Source organism: Actinomadura fulvescens (assembly GCF_039533225.1).
GTDB lineage: Bacteria > Actinomycetota > Actinomycetes > Streptosporangiales > Streptosporangiaceae > Spirillospora > Spirillospora fulvescens.
On the sequence record NZ_BAAATD010000001.1, the window covers coordinates 309,905 to 325,993 of the forward strand.

Here is a 16,089-nt window from a genome sequence, read left to right on the forward strand (position 1 = left end):
CTCCGAATCCCGTTTCCGGACCCGGACCGGATCACGCTGGGCGGCGGTCGCCTCCAGATCCCGTCTCCGGATGCGGGCCGGATCAGGCCGAGCGGCGGTCGTCTTCGGACCCCGTTTCTGTTCCGGATCACGTCGAGCGGCAGTCGTCTCCGGATTCCGTTTCCGGATGGATCACGTCGAGCGGGAGGTCGCCTCCGGACCCGTTTCGGGTTTCCGTTCCGGATCACGCCAAGCAGCAGTCGCCTCCAGACCCCGTTTCCGGACCCGGGTCGGATCACGCCGAACGGCTGTCCATCCGAGGCCCAGACCTTCGGCCGGCTCCTCCTCCTTGCCGAGGCTTCCGGAGCGGGCTCTCCGGGTGCCTTTGTGCCTGGACGGTTGAGCGGTCTGGATCTGGAGAGCTGAGGGGACTGCGTTCTGGAGAGGCAAGGGCGCCCAGGCTGGAGCGGCCAGGCGCTGGGCTGAAGAGGTGGGGGCGCTGGGCCCGCGCGGTTGAGGCGTCGCGTTTGCGGCTGGGGCTGGGGTAGTGCTGGGAGCTGACATACGGAGATCCCTTGTTGGCTTGCGGGTGGCGGCTGTTTGCGGGGAGGCGGGGCGTTGGGTTGGGTGTTGTGGCAGGTTGTCGGGGTGTTGAGATCTTGGGAGGTGGCTGTGTTTGGTCGGCGGGGTCTGCGATCGGGGGATTCGAGGCGCCTTGCGGGCTTGTGGCGTCGTACGCTGGCCTTCCATGAACGGTCGTCCTCTCCGCTTTACGCCACGCCGCGACGCTGGGCTGCACGCGTACGAGCGGGCGCTTGAGCATGCCGGGTTCGGCAGGGTCGCGGGTGTCGACGAGGCCGGTCGTGGAGCGTGTGCCGGGCCGTTGGTGGTCGCCGCGGTGATCTTGCCTCGGGGACGGCGGGGGGCGATCGAGGGGCTGACGGATTCCAAGCTGCTCACTCCCGTCCGCCGTGAGGCGATCTACGAGGAGATCGTTCAGCGGGCCGAGGCCTGGAGCGCGATCGTGATCCCGTGTCACGACGTCGACCGGATCGGCGTTCACCGGTGCAACATCACCGGTATGCGGCGGGCGCTGGCCGCTCTGGAACGGCGGCCCGCCTACGTGCTGAGCGACGGCTTCAAGGTGCCTGGGCTGGAGGTACCCAGCCTGGCGGTGATCAAGGGTGATCAGGTTGCGGCGTGCGTGGCGGCGGCCTCGGTGGTGGCCAAGGTGACCCGAGACCGGATCATGGTGGAGCTGCATGAACGTTTTCCGGCGTACGGGTTCGACGTTCACAAGGGTTACGCCACCCGCGAGCACTCTGCCGCGCTCGCCGAACACGGGCCTTGCCCGGAGCATCGCTTCTCCTTCGTCAATGTGGGGCGGGCCTTGCGTAAGAATGGAGTGGGGGAGGAGATCGGGGATCAGCCCGTGCTGGAGATCCCCGGCGAGGAAGGGGCACGAGCGTGAGCGCAGAGGATCTCGAGAAGTACGAGACCGAGATGGAGCTGCAGCTCTATCGCGAATACCGCGACGTCGTGGGGCTCTTCACGTACGTGGTCGAGACCGAGCGGAGGTTCTACCTCACGAACTCCGTGGATCTCCAGGTGCGGAGTACGGACAACGGTGAGGTCTTCTTCGAGGTGACCATGCAGGACGCCTGGGTGTGGGACATGTATCGCCCTGCCCGCTTTGTGAAGAACGTCCGTGTCGTCACGTTCAAGGATGTCAACGTCGAGGAACTGGCCAAGAGCGACTTCGAACTCCCCTCCGAGCAGTAGTCCGATCATGACCGGGCCTTGGCGGTCAGTCGCCAGCCCGCGGGGGCGCGTTCCACGAACCCGGCAGCGGCGAGCAGCCCCAGCTTGCCGTTGACGGTGGCGAGGTCCACCCCCGCTTTGACGGCTATCTGGGCTGGGCCCGTGGGGCCGCGGGCCGGGAGCGCCTCCAAGACCGCCCGGGTCGTCGCGTCCAAGAGATCGCGGGGCAACACCGGGGCCCCGGGCTCAGGGGCGAGGGCGCCGATCGGCCCGACCGCTTCGATCACCTCCTCCGTACGGGTCACGAGCGTGGCGGGTGGATCTTCCCGTAGCAGTTTGTGGCAGCCCGCGGAGGAGCCGGAGTGCACGGGTCCAGGAACGGCCATGAGCACCCGGCCGAGCTTGCGGGCCCAGGCCGCGGTGCCGAGCGCGCCGCTACGCCGAGCGGCTTCGACCACCACGGTGCCCCGGGAAAGAGCGGCGATCACCCTGTTGCGGATCAAGAACCTCAGGCGGTTCGGCTCGGTACCCGGCGGCATCTCGCTGACCAGCAGCGTCCGGCGCGCCATCTCGGCGAACAGGCCGTCGTTGGCGGCCGGATAGGACACGTCCACGCCGTTCGCGAAGACCGCCAGCGTGGGGCCGTCGGCCGCCAGCGCGCCGCGGTGAGCCGCCGCGTCGATGCCCATCGCGCCCCCGGAGATGACCGTCCACCCTCGTTCGGCCAGCTCACAGCCAAGATCGGCAGCGACGCGGAGGCCGTACGGCGAGGCGGCGCGAGAGCCGACGATCGCCACCGAACGCAGACATCCGTAACGCATATCCTCTGGACCACGCAGCCAGAGCGCGTACGGCCGCTCCTCACCGAGATCATCAAGCGTGGTCGGCCACTCGGGGTCGCCGGGGCAGACCAGCCGGATGTTCAGGCGTTCGCAGACCGCCAGGTCCGCCGCCGTGTCGGCGCCTGACAGCCTGATCCGCCACCGCTCCAGGCGACCAGTGATCCGCCCGGCCTCCACTCCTGCGGGTATCTCGCCCGAACGGATCGTCTCCAGGGCCCCGGCGGCCCCCGCGACCGAGATCAGCCGCCCCATCTGCGCGTCTCCAGGCTCAGCAACGGCGCAAAGCGTCGCCCGAGCGAGTCGATCATCATCCACACTGCCTCCTTAGACGTCGCTGCGTGATACCGGCTCACGACTCCCACACACGAGGCGCGTTCTCCACGTCATCCTCCAAACCCCAACGCCCCCCGCCTCCACGGCCCCTGAGCCTCTGGGCCTCTGGCTTCCACGGCCCCACGTCTCCTCGGCCTCACCGCTCTTCGCCCACGGTTTTCGTTCCGCAGTCCCTCAGCTCTGGGGCCATGGCCTCATGGCCTCATGGCCTCACGTGCCCGCGGCCCCGCGGCTCCACAACGCCTCGGTCCATGGCGCTGCGGTCCGCTGCCCCTGGGCTCCTTGGCTCCTCGGTCCCGCGGTCCCTCGGCCTCGCGGCTCCTCGGCTCCATGGCCTCTGGCTTTGCGTTCGGCGGGCCTGCGGCTTCACGGTGGGGTCGTCTGCGGCTCGTGGCTTTGTCGAGGTGCTCCGCGTTCACGGCGACGCGATGGTTTACGACGTGTTGCTGGCATGCGTGGTCGGGTGCGTTTCATGGGCGGCGGCCTGTCCATAGGGCTAGTGCGCCGCCCACGTCGTCTTCGCTGGGTTGGGCACGTCCGGCTAGGTCGGCGATGGTCCAGGCGACGCGGAGTACGCGGTCTAGGCCGCGGGCGCTGAGGGTGCCTCGCATCAGAGCGTCATCAGCGGCCCGCATGGCTTCGGGGGGTGGGGTGAAGCGGCGGCGTAGCTCGGGGCCGGGGATTTCGGCGTTCGAGCGCCAAGGGGTCTCCGCGAGGCGTTTGGCGGTGCGGTCGCGGGCTGTCAGGACTCGTTCGGCCACTACTTCGCTTGATTCGGCGAACTCCAGGTCGTAGCGGAGCTCGGCACGGGTGGCGGGGTGGAGTTCGAGCTTGAGGTCGATGCGGTCCAGGAGCGGGCCGGAGATACGCGCGAGGTATCTGCGCCTTATCGCCGGGGCGCATGAGCAGTCGACCTCCTTGGCCGCTGCGCATGGGCATGGGTTGGCGGCCAGCACGAGGGTGAAGCGGGCCGGGAAGCACGCTGTGCCCTCTGAACGGGCGATTCTTACCTCGCCCTCTTCGAGTGGTTGGCGGAGCGCGTCCAGGACGCCTGACATGTATTCGGGTGCCTCGTCGAGGAAGAGAATTCCGCGGTGGGCCAGGGAAGCTGCTCCAGGTTGAATGACGCGGCCCGAGCCGCCGCCGACCATGGCGGCGCGGGTGGCGGTGTGGTGCGGCGCGCAGAACGGCGACTGCTTGATCAGCGGCTGGCCGGGCGGGAGTGTGCCCGCGACTGAATGGATGGCCGTCACTTCGAGGGCGGCGTCGGGTTCGAGCGGTGGCAGGAGGGTGGGCAGGCGTTCGGCCAACATGGTCTTACCGCAGCCGGGCGGTCCGCTGAAGAAGAGGTGGTGGCCACCGGCGGCGCTGATCTCCAGAGCCCGGCGTGCCTCGGCCTGGCCTCGTACGTCGCTGAGGTCGAGGCTGGAACGTCGGTCGGCCACGCCGGCGGTGGGCCGGGTTGGGGGAGCGTCCTCGTCCTCTTCGATTGGAGGTGGTTCGTCCCGGAGGTGGCACAGGAGGGCGCGCAATGATGATGCGGCGATCACCTTGAGGTCGGGGACGAGCTCGGCCTCGGCCGAGTTGGTTTGGGGTACGACGACGCACTTGTAACCGGCGTTGGCGGCGGCGACGACGGCGGGCAGGACACCCGGGATGGCGCGGACGCGGCCGTCGAGGCCGAGCTCTCCGATCATCACCAGGCCGGCGCAGGATTTGGGGGGAACGGCCTCGGCGGCGGCCAGAAGAGCGATCGCTATGGCAACGTCGAAGATCGAACCTCTTTTGGGAAGGCTGGCTGGGAAAAGGCTGACAGTGATGTGGCGATTGGGCCAGTCTTCGCCAGAGTTGAAGATCGCGGCGCGTACGCGGTCGCGTGCTTCGTTGAGGGCGGCGTCGGGCAGACCCACGAGGTGAAGGCCCGGCACGCCGCTGGTGATGGCCGCCTCCACGTCCACCATGAAGCCGTCGACGCCGACCAGCGCCACCGAACGGGTCTTGGCCAGCGCCACTCAGATCACCCCGCGCAGATGCTCGATGGCGAATCCGTCGACGACGTCGCCGGGTGCGGCGCGGGGCGGCTCGGCAAGGAGGCAGAGGACGTCGACTCGGACGCCATCGCCTGGGACGCCGTGCCGCGCGGCCCAGCGCCAGGCCAGTCGCCTTAACCGGATGGCCTTTTGCGGCGTGATCGCCTCGAACGGGGTGCCCAGCGCTGTGTTCTTGCGGGTCTTGACCTCGCAGACGACGTGCTGGCGGCCGTCATGGGCGACGATGTCGATCTCGCCCAGCCGGCACCGCCAGTTGCGATCGAGGATCGTCCAGCCGAGTTTGGCCAGGTAGACGGACGCGGCATCCTCGCCGCGCCGTCCGAGGGTCAGGTTGTTCATGGGGGTCCACCTCCGGCCTTCGACGTTGCCTTCGGGCGGGACGAGAAGGAAGTCGAATCGAATTCTGTGGATAACTTCGACACCGGTCTTGGGTGCTTGCTTTGGCGGAGGGCGTCGCGGAGTGTGGCGCTGTGGACGGTTCGCTAGCTCCCTGGGCACGTGAGGCACTTGCGGATTTCGAGCGGCATCTGCGGGTTGAGCGCGATGTGTCGCCGCATACTTTGAGGGCTTATGTCGGCGACCTCGCTGACCTCTGCCTGTACGCGGCCAACGTTGGCGTGGGCGAGCCAGGGGGACTGGACGTGGGAGTGCTACGGGGCTGGTTGGCCCGGCAACACGCGCTCGGCCGTAAGCGAGCCACTCTCGCGCGCCGCACTGCCGCGGCTCGGGCGTTCACCCGCCATCTCCACCGGAGAGGTTTGATCTCGCAGGATCCCGGGCCCCTGCTGGGCACTCCCAAGCGGCAGCGTGACCTGCCTACGGTCCTCACTCAAGGGGAGGCTGCGCGGCTGCTGGACGAGATGGAGGCGGAGGGCGCGTTGGGTCTGCGTGACCGTGCCGTCCTCGAAATCCTCTATGGGACCGGCGTACGCGTCAGCGAGCTCTGCGGGCTCGACATCGACGACCTCGACACCGCCCGCCGAACGGCACGTGTCCTGGGCAAGGGCGGACGCGAACGTACGGTGCCCATGGGTGAACCCGCGGCACGGGCTGTGGCTGACTGGTTGAGGCGAGGCCGTCCCGCGATCGTCACCAAGAACAGCGGACCGGCGCTCTTCTTGGGAGCCCGCGGAGGCAGACTCCACCCGACGAGTGCCCGCCGTATCGTTCACGCCCGTGTCGGAGAGGTCGGCGTACCGGACCTGAGCCCGCACGGTCTCCGGCACAGCGCGGCCACCCACCTTCTGGAGGGAGGCGCCGACCTCAGAAGCGTCCAAGAGATCCTGGGGCACGCGTCACTGCAGACAACTCAGCTCTACACCCACGTCTCGGCTGAACGCCTCAAGCAGGTGCACCGCCAAGCCCACCCCCGCGGCACCGAATAGCTGGCTCCGGGCACTGTTGCGGTCTGTGGATTGTTAGGCCTCGCCACCCCCGGAGTTTGCACGGCAGGAGGGTTCCTGCCTGAGTCTCGGCTGAGCAGTGCGCTCTTGCCCAAATGGTTATGGGGGTGGGGTTTGGGCTGGGCGGCGGTGGCGGCGTTCTTGGGTTAGGTCGATTACGCCGGTTGGGGGCTTGCGGCGGGTCGGGGTGCGGGTTGTGCGCCAGATCAAGGAGAACGCGAGGGCTAGGAGCATCCCGGCTATGGCCCCGCCTGTGGCGGTCGTGGCGTCGCGTAGGTCTACGCGAGGTTCGGAGGGCGTGGGTTTTTTGGCTTGTGGGGGTTCTGTGGGGTTGGTGGGTTGGTTTGGCCATAGGGGGAGTAGGCGGATGTCGGGGCGGACCAGGGTTAGGGGGTCCAGGTAGGTCGCGTTCTTCAGGAGGCCCCAGTGGAGGCAGGGCTCGGTGGCGCAGTGCTGTGGGAGAGCCTCAAGGACGCCTATGCGGGTGCCTGCGTTGACTGGGCGGCCCAAGGGGAGCCGGGACCGTACGGGCAGATAGGTCGTTCTCAGTGGTCCGTGGGTGATGGCGATGACGCCTCGGCCCGCAAGGCGGCCGGTGTAGGAGATCCGGCCTGGGCCTGCGGCGTAGACGGGCTGGCCTGGGGCGGCGGCCAGGTCGATTCCTCTGTGGCCTGGTGACCAAGGGGCTGGGGGCGGCGAGAATCCCCGTACGATGCGGGGCGCGGGGTCTAACGGCCAGCGCCAGCTGTCGCCGGTCGGCATGATCATGGTGCAGGCGAAGATCAGTGTGACGAGGGTCATGTCCGCAGCCTGCCTCGGTGGGGGCGGGCGCCACCAGGCTCGGGCCGGATTGTGGAAAACCGCCGGTTCGGTTGATTCCACGTGTACGCCGGTCATCCCATAGACTTGGGAAACGGTCGCGTGGGTCCTTACCCAAGCGACCGAATTCACGCGCTCGCCAGCCACCCGCATCTGACGGGTGGGGCGCGACCTCTCGGTCCGTCACTCCGGTGACGGAGGGGCCGCGTCCGGGCGCCGGCACTTAACCGAGAACGTGGCCCGTCCAACGGGCCGGACAGGAGAACACGGGCAATGGCACCCGTCGTCACCATGCGGCAGCTGCTCGAGAGCGGCGTCCACTTCGGCCACCAGACTCGTCGGTGGAACCCGAAGATGAAGCGGTTCATCCTCACTGACCGCAACGGCATCTACATCATCGACCTGCAGCAGTCGCTGTCCTACATCGACCGGGCCTACGAGTTCGTCAAGGCCACGGTCGCGCACGGCGGCACGATCCTGTTCGTCGGCACCAAGAAGCAGGCCCAGGAGGCCATCGCCGAGCAGGCCACCCGGGTCGGGATGCCGTACGTCAACCAGCGTTGGCTGGGCGGCATGCTCACCAACTTCTCCACCGTCCACAAGCGGCTCACCCGGCTCAAGGAGCTGGAGGAGATCAACTACGACGACGTCGCGGGCTCCGGCATGACCAAGAAGGAGCTCCTGGGTCTCCGCCGCGAGAAGGACAAGCTCGAGCGCACCCTCGGCGGTATCCGCGACATGGCGAAGGTTCCCAGCGCCATCTGGATCGTGGACACCAAGAAGGAGCACATCGCCGTCAACGAGGCCCGCAAGCTGGGCATCCCGGTCGTGGCGATCCTCGACACCAACTGCGACCCCGACGAGGTCGACTACCCGATCCCGGGTAACGACGACGCCATCCGCAGCGTCAGCCTGCTGACCCGCGTGGTCGCGGACGCCGTGGCCGACGGCCTCATCGCCCGGGCCGGCGCCGCCTCCGGCGGCGACGAGAAGCCGGCCGAGGGCGGCACCGTCGCCGAGCCGCTGGCCGAGTGGGAGCGCGAGCTGCTGGAGAACAAGGAGCAGGCCGCCGCCCCGGCCGCCGAGGCCGCTGCCGAGGCCAAGGACGACGAGGCCGCTCCGGCCGCCGCCGAGTCCGAGGCCCCTGCCGCTGAGGCTCCCGCCGCCGAGGCCGTCGAGGCTCCGGCCGCCGAGGCCACCGAGGCTCCGGCCACCGAGGCTCCCGCCGAGGCCCCTGCCGCCGAGGCCCCTGCCGCCGAGGCTCCGGCTGCCGAGGCTCCGGCTGCCGAGGCTCCGGCTGCCGAGGCCCCTGCCGCTGACGACGAGCAGGCCTGACGACGTGCTGCCCCGGGCGTGATCGCCCGGGGCCCCGTCTCACCAGCAGACTTCCATCCCGACAGAGACGAAGAGAACGATGGCGAACTTCACCGCCGCTGACGTCAAGCGGCTCCGTGAGCTGACCGGCTCCGGCATGATGGCCTGTAAGAACGCTCTCACCGAGGCCGACGGCGACTTCGAGAAGGCCGTCGAGATCCTGCGCCTCAAGGGCGCCAAGGACGTCGGCAAGCGCGCCGAGCGCACCGCCGCCAACGGCCTGGTCGCCGAGTACTTCGACGGCACCGGTGACGGCGCGCTGCTCGAACTCAAGTGCGAGACCGACTTCGTCGCCAAGAACCAGGCGTTCATCGACCTGGCCGGCCGGCTGGTCGAGTTCGCGTCCAAGAGCGACGCGACCGACGCCGAGGGCCTCAAGGGCCTGGAGATCGAGCCGGGCAAGACCGTCCAGGCGCTGATCGAGGAGAACGGCGTCAAGATCGGCGAGAAGCTGGAGCTCGGCCGGTTCGCGCACTTCACGGGCGCGTACGTGGCCAGCTACCTGCACAAGTCCGACCCGCAGCTGCCGCCGACCACCGGCGTGCTCGTGGAGCTCGACACCGAGAACCCCGAGGTCGCCAAGGACATCGCGCAGCAGATCGCGGCGATGGCGCCCAAGTACCTCACCCGCGACGAGATCCCGGCCGAGGCGATCGAGAAGGAGCGGGCGCTCGCCGAGCAGCTCACCCGCGACGAGGGCAAGCCCGAGCAGGCCATCCCCAAGATCGTCGAGGGTCGCGTCAACGCCTACTTCCGGGACTTCGTCCTGCTTGAGCAGGCGTTCGTGAAGGACGGCAAGAAGACGATCGCGAAGGTCCTCCAGGAGGCCGGCGTGAACGTCAAGCGCTTCGCCCGCTTCAAGGTCGGCCAGAGCTGACGTTCGCCGCCGAGAGGCAGGCACCTGGTACCGGCGGCTCGCCCGCGGCGCCCGCCACAAGCGGGGCGCCGCGCGAGTCCCGGTGAGACAGACCCGGATCTGGGGACGAACCCCGAGAGACAGGGACCGACACATCACGAAGCCGCGATACGAGGAGGCCGCCGCCGTGCAGGAGACACCGAACACTGACACGACGGCGGCCTCGTCGTCGTCATCTGCGTCCGGCATATCCGGCATATCCGGTACGTCCGCCCAGACGGCCGCCGCGTTCGCCGCCCGGGGCATGTCGGCCGGGGTCAAGCGGGCCGGCTGGAAGCGAGTTCTGCTGAAGCTCTCCGGCGAGGCGTTCGCTGGCCGCGACCCGCTCGGCATCGACCCCGAGGTCGTGCAGCACGTCGCCGAGGCGATCGCCGAGGCGGTACGTGACGGAGTGCAGGTCGCCGTGGTGTGCGGCGGCGGCAACATGTTCCGCGGCGCCACGATGGCCGAACGCGGCATGGACCGCGGCCGCGCCGACTACATGGGCATGATCGGCACTGTGATCAACTGTCTGGCCCTCCAGGACTTCCTGGAGAAGCTCGGCCTCGACACCCGCGTGCAGACCGCCATCACGATGAGCCAGGTCGCCGAGCCCTACATCCCGCGGCGTGCCATGCGGCACCTGGAGAAGGGCCGAGTGGTGATCTTCGGGGCCGGTCTCGGCCAGCCGTTCTTCTCCACCGACACCACCGCCGCGCAGCGCGCGCTGGAAATCGGTGCGGAGGCGGTGCTGAAGGGGACTCAAGTGGACGGTGTGTACGACGCCGATCCGCGAAAGAATCCGGACGCGGTCAAATTCGACCGTTTGGATTACGGTGAAGTTCTACAGCGGGGACTGAAGGTGATGGACGCCACGGCCATCAGTCTCTGTATGGACAACGAACTGCCCATCGTGGTCTTCGATCTGATGGGGCAGGGCAACATCGTCCGGGCCGTCCGGGGTGAGAAGATCGGCACGCTGGTCAGCCCGGCCGAGGGCTGACCCGGGCCGAGCGGGCACCGGTGTTCAGGTGACATTGGCCGACCAGATGACACGGGAGTCGAAGTGATCGACGAGACCCTCCTCGAGGCCGAGGAGAAAATGGAGAAGGCGGTCGGGGTCGCCAAGGAGGACTTCCAGGCCATCCGCACCGGCCGGGTCACTCCCGCCATGTTCAACAAGATCACCGCGGAGTACTACGGCACGCCGACGCCGATCAACCAGCTGGCGTCGTTCACGCTGCCGGAGCCGCGGATGGTCATCGTGCAGGTCTTCGACAAGTCGTCCATGCAGGCGGTCGAACGGGCGATCCGCGACAGCGACCTCGGCGTGAACCCCACCAACGACGGCAACGTCATCCGCGTGGTCTTCCCCGACCTCTCGGAGGAGCGCCGCCGGGAGTTCATCAAGGTCGCCGGCAGCAAGGCGGAGGACAGCAAGATCTCCATCCGCAACATCCGCCGCCGCGCCAAGGAGACCCTCGACAAGATGGCCAAGGACGGCGAGGCCGGCGAGGACGAGGTCCGGCGGGCCGAGAAGGAGCTCGACGACACCACCCACAGGTACGTGGCGCAGGTCGACGAACTCCTGGAGCACAAGAAGGCCGAGCTCCTCGAGGTTTGATGGAACTGGACGCGTCCGGGGAGCCCCAGGGCTCCCCGGGTGAGCCGGAGGCGACGCCTGAGCCGCCCACGGCCCACACCAAGACAGGGCGTAACCTGCCCGCCGCCATCGGGGTCGGTGTCGCGCTGGGCGCCCTGGTGCTGCTCTCCCTCTACACCGTCAAGACGATCTTCCTGATCGTCATGGTGGTGTTCCTCGTGATCGGCCTGCGCGAGCTGACCGGCGCACTCCAGGCCCGCGACATCCGGGTGCCGCTGATCCCGCTCGCCGTGGGGCTGGTCGCGGCCACGGGCACCGCGTACCGCTGGGGTCCCGAGCCGCTCATCGCCGTCACCGCGCTGACCATCATCACCGTCCTGATCTGGCGCATGGCCGACGGCCCGGCCGACGGCTACGTACGGGACGTCACCGCGGGTGTCTTCGCCACCGGCTACGTCGTGCTGATGGGCGGCATCGTCGCCCTGCTCATGGAGCCCGGCGACGGCGACCACCGCACCGTGATCTTCATCGCGACCACGGTCGCCAGCGACATCGGCGGCTACTTCGCCGGGACCTTCCTCGGCCGCCACAAGCTGGTTCCCTCGATCAGCCCCAAGAAGACCTGGGAGGGCGCCGCCGGCGCCATCCTGGCCTGCATGCTCGTCGGCGCCTGGCTCACCGCCTGGCTGCTGGACGGCCACCTCTGGGAGGGCGCCGTCATCGGCGCGGCCGTGGCGGTCATCGCGATCGCCGGCGACCTCATCGTCTCCATGATCAAGCGCGATCTCGGCCTCAAGGACATGGGCACGCTCCTGCCCGGCCACGGCGGCGTCATGGACCGGCTCGACTCCTTGATCGCCACCGCGCCCGTGGTCTGGATCCTCCTGGAGCTCTTCGTCCCCTCCGGCTAGCCGACGATCCAGGTCCTGGACTGCTGGGACAGGCGGCGGATCAGCGCGTCCGAGCCCTCGTTCTTGGCGTAGATGTGCTCTTCGGCGGTGATGGGGACGAGCCACAGCCAGCGAACGGGATCACCCTGGATGGTCAGGCCGTTCATGGGCGGGGCCATGGGGCCGGAGAGCCTGGCGGGATCGTCCAGGAGCAGAACGCCCTCCCAGTCCGCCGCCTCGGTCGTGTTCAGGGGGAACGTTCGTGTCTCGTGGTACCACTTCACGACGTCGCCAGGGGCGAACCAGGTGACGGAACGCCAGGGATACTGCGCCAGCCAGGGGAAGATGCTGCCCGCGCGCTGGCTCGGCAAGGTGGTGGCCAGGGCGAGCTCTATGCGCGCGTGCGGGGCGACCTCGTCCTCGTACAGCTCGATCGTGGGCATGCGCTGGCGGCTCATGCCGACCGTGCTCAGGACCGTGAACTCGCGGTCGCTGCGTGCGGGGCGTTCGGACACGCCGACCGTGGGGGCCAGGCCGTCGCGCAGCTGGCGGCCCACGTCATGCCAGTAGTGCCCGCCCGGGCCGAGCCTCTGGAGGAGATGGCCGAGGACGGATTGCTGGTAGTCGGCCCACGAGCCGTCGGCCCGGATCGTCTGCCAGTGCCGGCGGGCCTGTTCGATCCGGGGGCCGAACGGCTCGTCCGAGAGCGGGAACGCGAACGGGCTCTGCTTGGTCGCGTCGCGGCTGTAGCCGGGGATGCCGCGTTCCATGTCGGACCAGCCGGGGATCACGCAGAGCGGATCACCCGCCTCCAGGATCGCGACGCCGTCCCCCTCCTCGAACCACACGACCTCCAGCTCGCCGAGCGGCGGCCGGCCTTCGGGATGGCGTACGTGATCGGCGCTCAGCAGGGGCGCCAGGCCCGCGTCCAGCCGGGCGCGGTCGAAGTCCTGCGAGGCCGGGCCGTGGTTGGCGATCCATGCGGCCCCGACGACCGCGTCCTTGGCGTCCCGCAGGTAGGCCGCCGAGACGGTCCCGTCGGTCTCCACCACCAGCCTGCGGCTCCCGTACGGGCTGACCTCGTCCAGGACAGCCTTCGAAACGGACCCCCTGCGCAATACCGACATGATCGGAAGCCTAATCCCAGTGGTGGCCTAGTGCAGGCATCCCGCGCCTAGTGCAGGCATCCCGGGCGTAACCCGCGGACGGCCGAGGCACACGCCGGTATTTGCGACACTGGAAGGACCATGCCTGCCACCGAGAAGACCCCGGCCAAGCTCGTCTTCGCCGCGCCCCGCCGGGCCAAGCCACCGCGCCACCTCGCGGACCTGACCGCCGCCGAACGCCGGGAGGCCGTCGCCGAACTGGGCGAGAAGCCGTTCCGCGCGGACCAGCTGTCGCGGCACTACTTCGCGCGCCTCGCCGACGACCCGGCGGAGATGACCGACCTTCCGGCCGCCGTACGTGAACGGCTGACGGCCGAGCTGCTGCCGGAACTGCTCACGCCCGTACGCGAGCTCACTTGCGACGGTGGCAAGACGCTCAAGACGGTCTGGAAGGCCTTCGACGGCGTGTTGTTCGAGTCGGTGCTGATGCGCTATCCCGACCGGGCGACGATGTGCGTCTCGTCACAGGCCGGATGTGGCATGAACTGCCCGTTCTGCGCCACCGGGCAGGCCGGGCTGACCCGCAACCTGTCCACGGCGGAGATCGTCGAGCAGGTCGCCGCGGGCGCCCGTGCCATGGCCCGGGGCAAGATCGCCGGTGGGCCCGGCCGGGTCTCCAACATCGTCTTCATGGGCATGGGCGAGCCGCTGGCCAACTACAAGGCGGTGCTCGGGGCGGTACGGCGGATCACCGATCCGGCGCCGGCCGGCCTCGGCATCTCGCAGCGTTCGGTCACCGTGTCCACGGTCGGCCTGGTCCCGGCGATCGAGAAGCTGGCCGCCGAAGACCTGTCCGTCCGGCTCGCGCTGTCGTTGCACGCGCCCGACGACGAGCTGCGCGACGAGCTCGTCCCGATCAACAACCGCTGGAAGGTCGGCGAGGTGCTGGACGCCGCGTGGGCGTACGCGGCCAGATCCGGCCGCCGCGTCTCGATCGAGTACGCGCTGATCAAGGACATCAACGACCAGGCGTGGCGGGCCGACCTGCTCGGCAAGCTCCTGCGGGGACGTCTCGTGCACGTCAACCTCATCCCGCTCAACCCGACGCCGGGCTCCAAGTGGACCGCCTCGCGCCCGCAGGACGAGAAGGAGTTCGTCCGTCGCTTGGAAGCCCATGGGGTGCCCGTCACCGTCCGCGACACGCGTGGGCGTGAGATCGACGGCGCCTGCGGGCAGCTCGCCGCCGCCACCAAGGACTGACTTCGGCGCGGTGAACGGCGTGGCGGGCGTAGTGGGCGCGGTGAAAGCTTGGCGAGTGGCGCGGTGAACGGCTTCGTGGATAGCGGGACGTACGGCTCCCGGGAGTTTCTGGAGCCCGCCGTATGGCGGGCGCGAGCCGAAGCGCATCGGCGGCGGGTAGCGAGCTGGGTCGAGCCTCACCTTGAACGTCGCGGACGTGGCGAGACGCATCCGGTGGAGGACTTCCTCTTCAGCTACTACGGCTACAGTCCGGGCAAGCTGCGCAAGTGGCATCCGGGGGCAGACGTCGTCCTCGTGGACGCCGACGCGCGTGACTTCGGACGCGACTATCTCGGCACAGCCGAAGGGGCCGTCCTCGACGCCTCCTCGTTGATGGCGAGGCGAAGGGGCACGGCGGAGTTCGTCGCCGAGCTGCTGGCCGCGGCCGCCGGACGGCCCGCGCAGTTCGGGTGCTTCGGTATGCACGAGTGGGCGATGGTCTACCGGACGCGCGAGGTCCGGCATTCGGCCTGGCCGATGCGGCTCGGAGCGGAGGAGATCGCGCAGGTCGTGGAGTCCCGTGGGGTACGGTGCAGCCACTTCGACGCGTTCCGCTTCTTCACGCCGGAGGCACGCCCGCTGAACGTTCTGCAACCCACCCGGGAGCGCCAGGCGGAGCTCGAACAACCCGGCTGCCTGCACGCCAACATGGATCTGTACAAGTGGGCGTTCAAGCTCTCGCCCCTCGTCAGCAGCGAGCTCGTGGCCGACTGCTTCGCGCTCGCCCGCGACATCCGCGCCGTGGACATGCGCGCCAGCCCGTACGACCTGGGCGCGCTCGGGCATGAGCCGATCCGGATAGAGACCCCGGACGGCCGCGCGGAGTACGCGAGCGAGCAACGTGGGTTCGCCGAACGCGCGCAGCCGTTGCGGCAACGCCTAACAGACGCCTGCCAACGCCTTCTCGACGCCACGCGTTCCCCTTCCGTCTGATACGGCACATACGTCGCGGCGGTTGCGCGCCGGGGCGTGCGCACGCCACGCTGTTGCCGTTGTTCCTTGGGAGGCACGGATCGAGGAGCGCGGGTAGTGAAGACAGGAACGCACCGTCTGCCCGTGGCGTTGCGGGGGTACGAACGCGGCCAGGTGGACGATCTGCTCGGCCGCATCCGGACCACGCTCAACGCCGCCAGGAAGCCGGTAGGCGCCGCTTCCACAGGACCTAGTGCGAAACCTGTCGCGGAATCCGACGCGGAACCCGCTGTAGCACCCGATGGAGCAGCGGAGAGGCTCACCGCCGACGACGTGCGGGCGGTCCGCTTCGACATCGTGCTGCGTGGCTACGAGCCGCGCGCGGTGGACGAGCTGCTCCAGGAATGCATCCGGGAACTCCAGGCCGCCGTACCCGCCGGAGGCCGTCCGGGGCGGCGGCCGCGTGTCCATGCGGGCTGGTTGATCGGCTGGATCCAGAACGCGCGGTTCGCCGGTGCCGGGCTGCGGATCGGCTACGACGTCCGCGACGTGGACGCCTTCCTCGAACGGGTGATCGCGGGTCTGCGCGGCACGGCGGCGCCGGTGACGGCGCGCGACGTACGCGAGATCGTTTTCCGGACCGTACGCTTCGGGCCCGGTTACGATGAGCGAGAGGTCGACGCCTTCCTGATCCAGCTCGCGGGCGCGCTCGAACGCCGCTGAACTCCACGCCTTCGCAGCCCGCGCCGGGTTTAGGGGTCTACCGGATATCCACAGATCTTGGGATGGTGCTGGCGCGCGGCGTCCGGACACGGAACGCTA

Annotated in this window: 16 protein-coding genes; 11 read left to right on the plus strand and 5 right to left on the minus strand. The window is 69.1% G+C overall.

Translation table 11 applies throughout. The features are described 5' to 3' along the window. The first annotated feature begins 727 nt into the window (after positions 1 to 727). A complete protein-coding gene (locus tag ABD333_RS01480; protein WP_344536906.1) occupies positions 728 to 1,450 on the plus strand; it encodes a ribonuclease HII in 723 nt (240 codons plus the stop codon). Next, positions 1,447 to 1,761, plus strand: a complete 315-nt coding sequence (locus ABD333_RS01485) for a DUF2469 domain-containing protein (protein WP_344536908.1) — start codon at positions 1,447 to 1,449, stop codon at positions 1,759 to 1,761. The genes ABD333_RS01480 and ABD333_RS01485 overlap by 4 nt, the downstream gene beginning before the upstream one ends. A gap of 5 nt (positions 1,762 to 1,766) precedes the next feature. Here ABD333_RS01485 and dprA read toward each other — a convergent pair whose 3' ends face one another. The 3 genes from dprA to ABD333_RS01500 all read right to left on the minus strand — a co-directional run bounded on the left by dprA (position 1,767) and on the right by ABD333_RS01500 (position 5,305). Further along, positions 1,767 to 2,834, minus strand: a complete 1,068-nt coding sequence (gene dprA / locus ABD333_RS01490; RefSeq protein ID WP_344536910.1) for a DNA-processing protein DprA — start codon at positions 2,832 to 2,834, stop codon at positions 1,767 to 1,769. 551 nt (positions 2,835 to 3,385) lie between these two features. Next, positions 3,386 to 4,927 carry a YifB family Mg chelatase-like AAA ATPase gene (locus ABD333_RS01495; protein WP_344536912.1) on the minus strand — a complete coding sequence of 514 codons (1,542 nt, stop codon included), beginning with the start codon at positions 4,925 to 4,927 and terminating at the stop codon, positions 3,386 to 3,388. After that, positions 4,928 to 5,305 carry a YraN family protein gene (locus ABD333_RS01500; protein WP_344536914.1) on the minus strand — a complete coding sequence of 126 codons (378 nt, stop codon included), beginning with the start codon at positions 5,303 to 5,305 and terminating at the stop codon, positions 4,928 to 4,930. It abuts the gene before it with no gap. A gap of 131 nt (positions 5,306 to 5,436) precedes the next feature. On the opposite strand from ABD333_RS01500, the gene ABD333_RS01505 reads away from it, so the two are divergent. After that, positions 5,437 to 6,351, plus strand: coding sequence for a tyrosine recombinase XerC (locus tag ABD333_RS01505; protein WP_344536916.1), 915 nt, complete (start codon positions 5,437 to 5,439; stop codon positions 6,349 to 6,351). A 117-nt stretch (positions 6,352 to 6,468) separates the two neighbouring features. Here ABD333_RS01505 and ABD333_RS47435 read toward each other — a convergent pair whose 3' ends face one another. Then, positions 6,469 to 7,341, minus strand: coding sequence for a M23 family metallopeptidase (locus tag ABD333_RS47435; RefSeq protein WP_425546886.1), 873 nt, complete (start codon positions 7,339 to 7,341; stop codon positions 6,469 to 6,471). A gap of 120 nt (positions 7,342 to 7,461) precedes the next feature. Here ABD333_RS47435 and rpsB point away from each other — a divergent pair, with 120 nt between their 5' ends. The 5 genes from rpsB (at position 7,462) to ABD333_RS01530 (ending at position 11,971) form a co-directional block, all read left to right on the plus strand. After that, the gene (gene rpsB, locus ABD333_RS01510) at positions 7,462 to 8,523 is read left to right on the plus strand and encodes a 30S ribosomal protein S2 (RefSeq protein ID WP_344536918.1); all 1,062 of its coding nucleotides are present in this window, start codon (positions 7,462 to 7,464) and stop codon (positions 8,521 to 8,523) included. A gap of 79 nt (positions 8,524 to 8,602) precedes the next feature. Beyond that, entirely contained in the window at positions 8,603 to 9,439 is an 837-nt protein-coding gene (gene tsf / locus ABD333_RS01515; RefSeq protein ID WP_344536920.1) for a translation elongation factor Ts, read from the plus strand. A 283-nt stretch (positions 9,440 to 9,722) separates the two neighbouring features. Continuing rightward, complete coding sequence (gene pyrH, locus ABD333_RS01520; RefSeq protein WP_344538785.1) at positions 9,723 to 10,460, plus strand: UMP kinase; 738 nt, start codon at positions 9,723 to 9,725, stop codon at positions 10,458 to 10,460. 63 nt (positions 10,461 to 10,523) lie between these two features. Next, complete coding sequence (gene frr, locus ABD333_RS01525; protein ID WP_344536922.1) at positions 10,524 to 11,081, plus strand: ribosome recycling factor; 558 nt, start codon at positions 10,524 to 10,526, stop codon at positions 11,079 to 11,081. Beyond that, a complete protein-coding gene (locus ABD333_RS01530) occupies positions 11,081 to 11,971 on the plus strand; it encodes a phosphatidate cytidylyltransferase (protein ID WP_344536923.1) in 891 nt (296 codons plus the stop codon). Before frr ends, ABD333_RS01530 begins: the two co-directional genes overlap by 1 nt. On the opposite strand, the gene ABD333_RS01535 is transcribed toward ABD333_RS01530, so the two are convergent. Beyond that, positions 11,968 to 13,077, minus strand: a complete 1,110-nt coding sequence (locus tag ABD333_RS01535; RefSeq protein WP_344536924.1) for a suppressor of fused domain protein — start codon at positions 13,075 to 13,077, stop codon at positions 11,968 to 11,970. The genes ABD333_RS01530 and ABD333_RS01535 overlap by 4 nt on opposite strands. 120 nt (positions 13,078 to 13,197) lie before the next feature. On the opposite strand from ABD333_RS01535, the gene rlmN reads away from it, so the two are divergent. The 3 genes from rlmN (at position 13,198) to ABD333_RS01550 (ending at position 15,990) form a co-directional block, all read left to right on the plus strand. After that, positions 13,198 to 14,316, plus strand: a complete 1,119-nt coding sequence (gene rlmN / locus ABD333_RS01540; RefSeq protein WP_344536925.1) for a dual-specificity RNA methyltransferase RlmN — start codon at positions 13,198 to 13,200, stop codon at positions 14,314 to 14,316. 75 nt (positions 14,317 to 14,391) lie between these two features. Beyond that, a complete protein-coding gene (locus tag ABD333_RS01545) occupies positions 14,392 to 15,288 on the plus strand; it encodes a 3-methyladenine DNA glycosylase (protein ID WP_344536927.1) in 897 nt (298 codons plus the stop codon). A 96-nt stretch (positions 15,289 to 15,384) separates the two neighbouring features. Then, positions 15,385 to 15,990, plus strand: a complete 606-nt coding sequence (locus tag ABD333_RS01550) for a DivIVA domain-containing protein (RefSeq protein ID WP_344536929.1) — start codon at positions 15,385 to 15,387, stop codon at positions 15,988 to 15,990. Positions 15,991 to 16,089 lie beyond the last annotated feature (99 nt).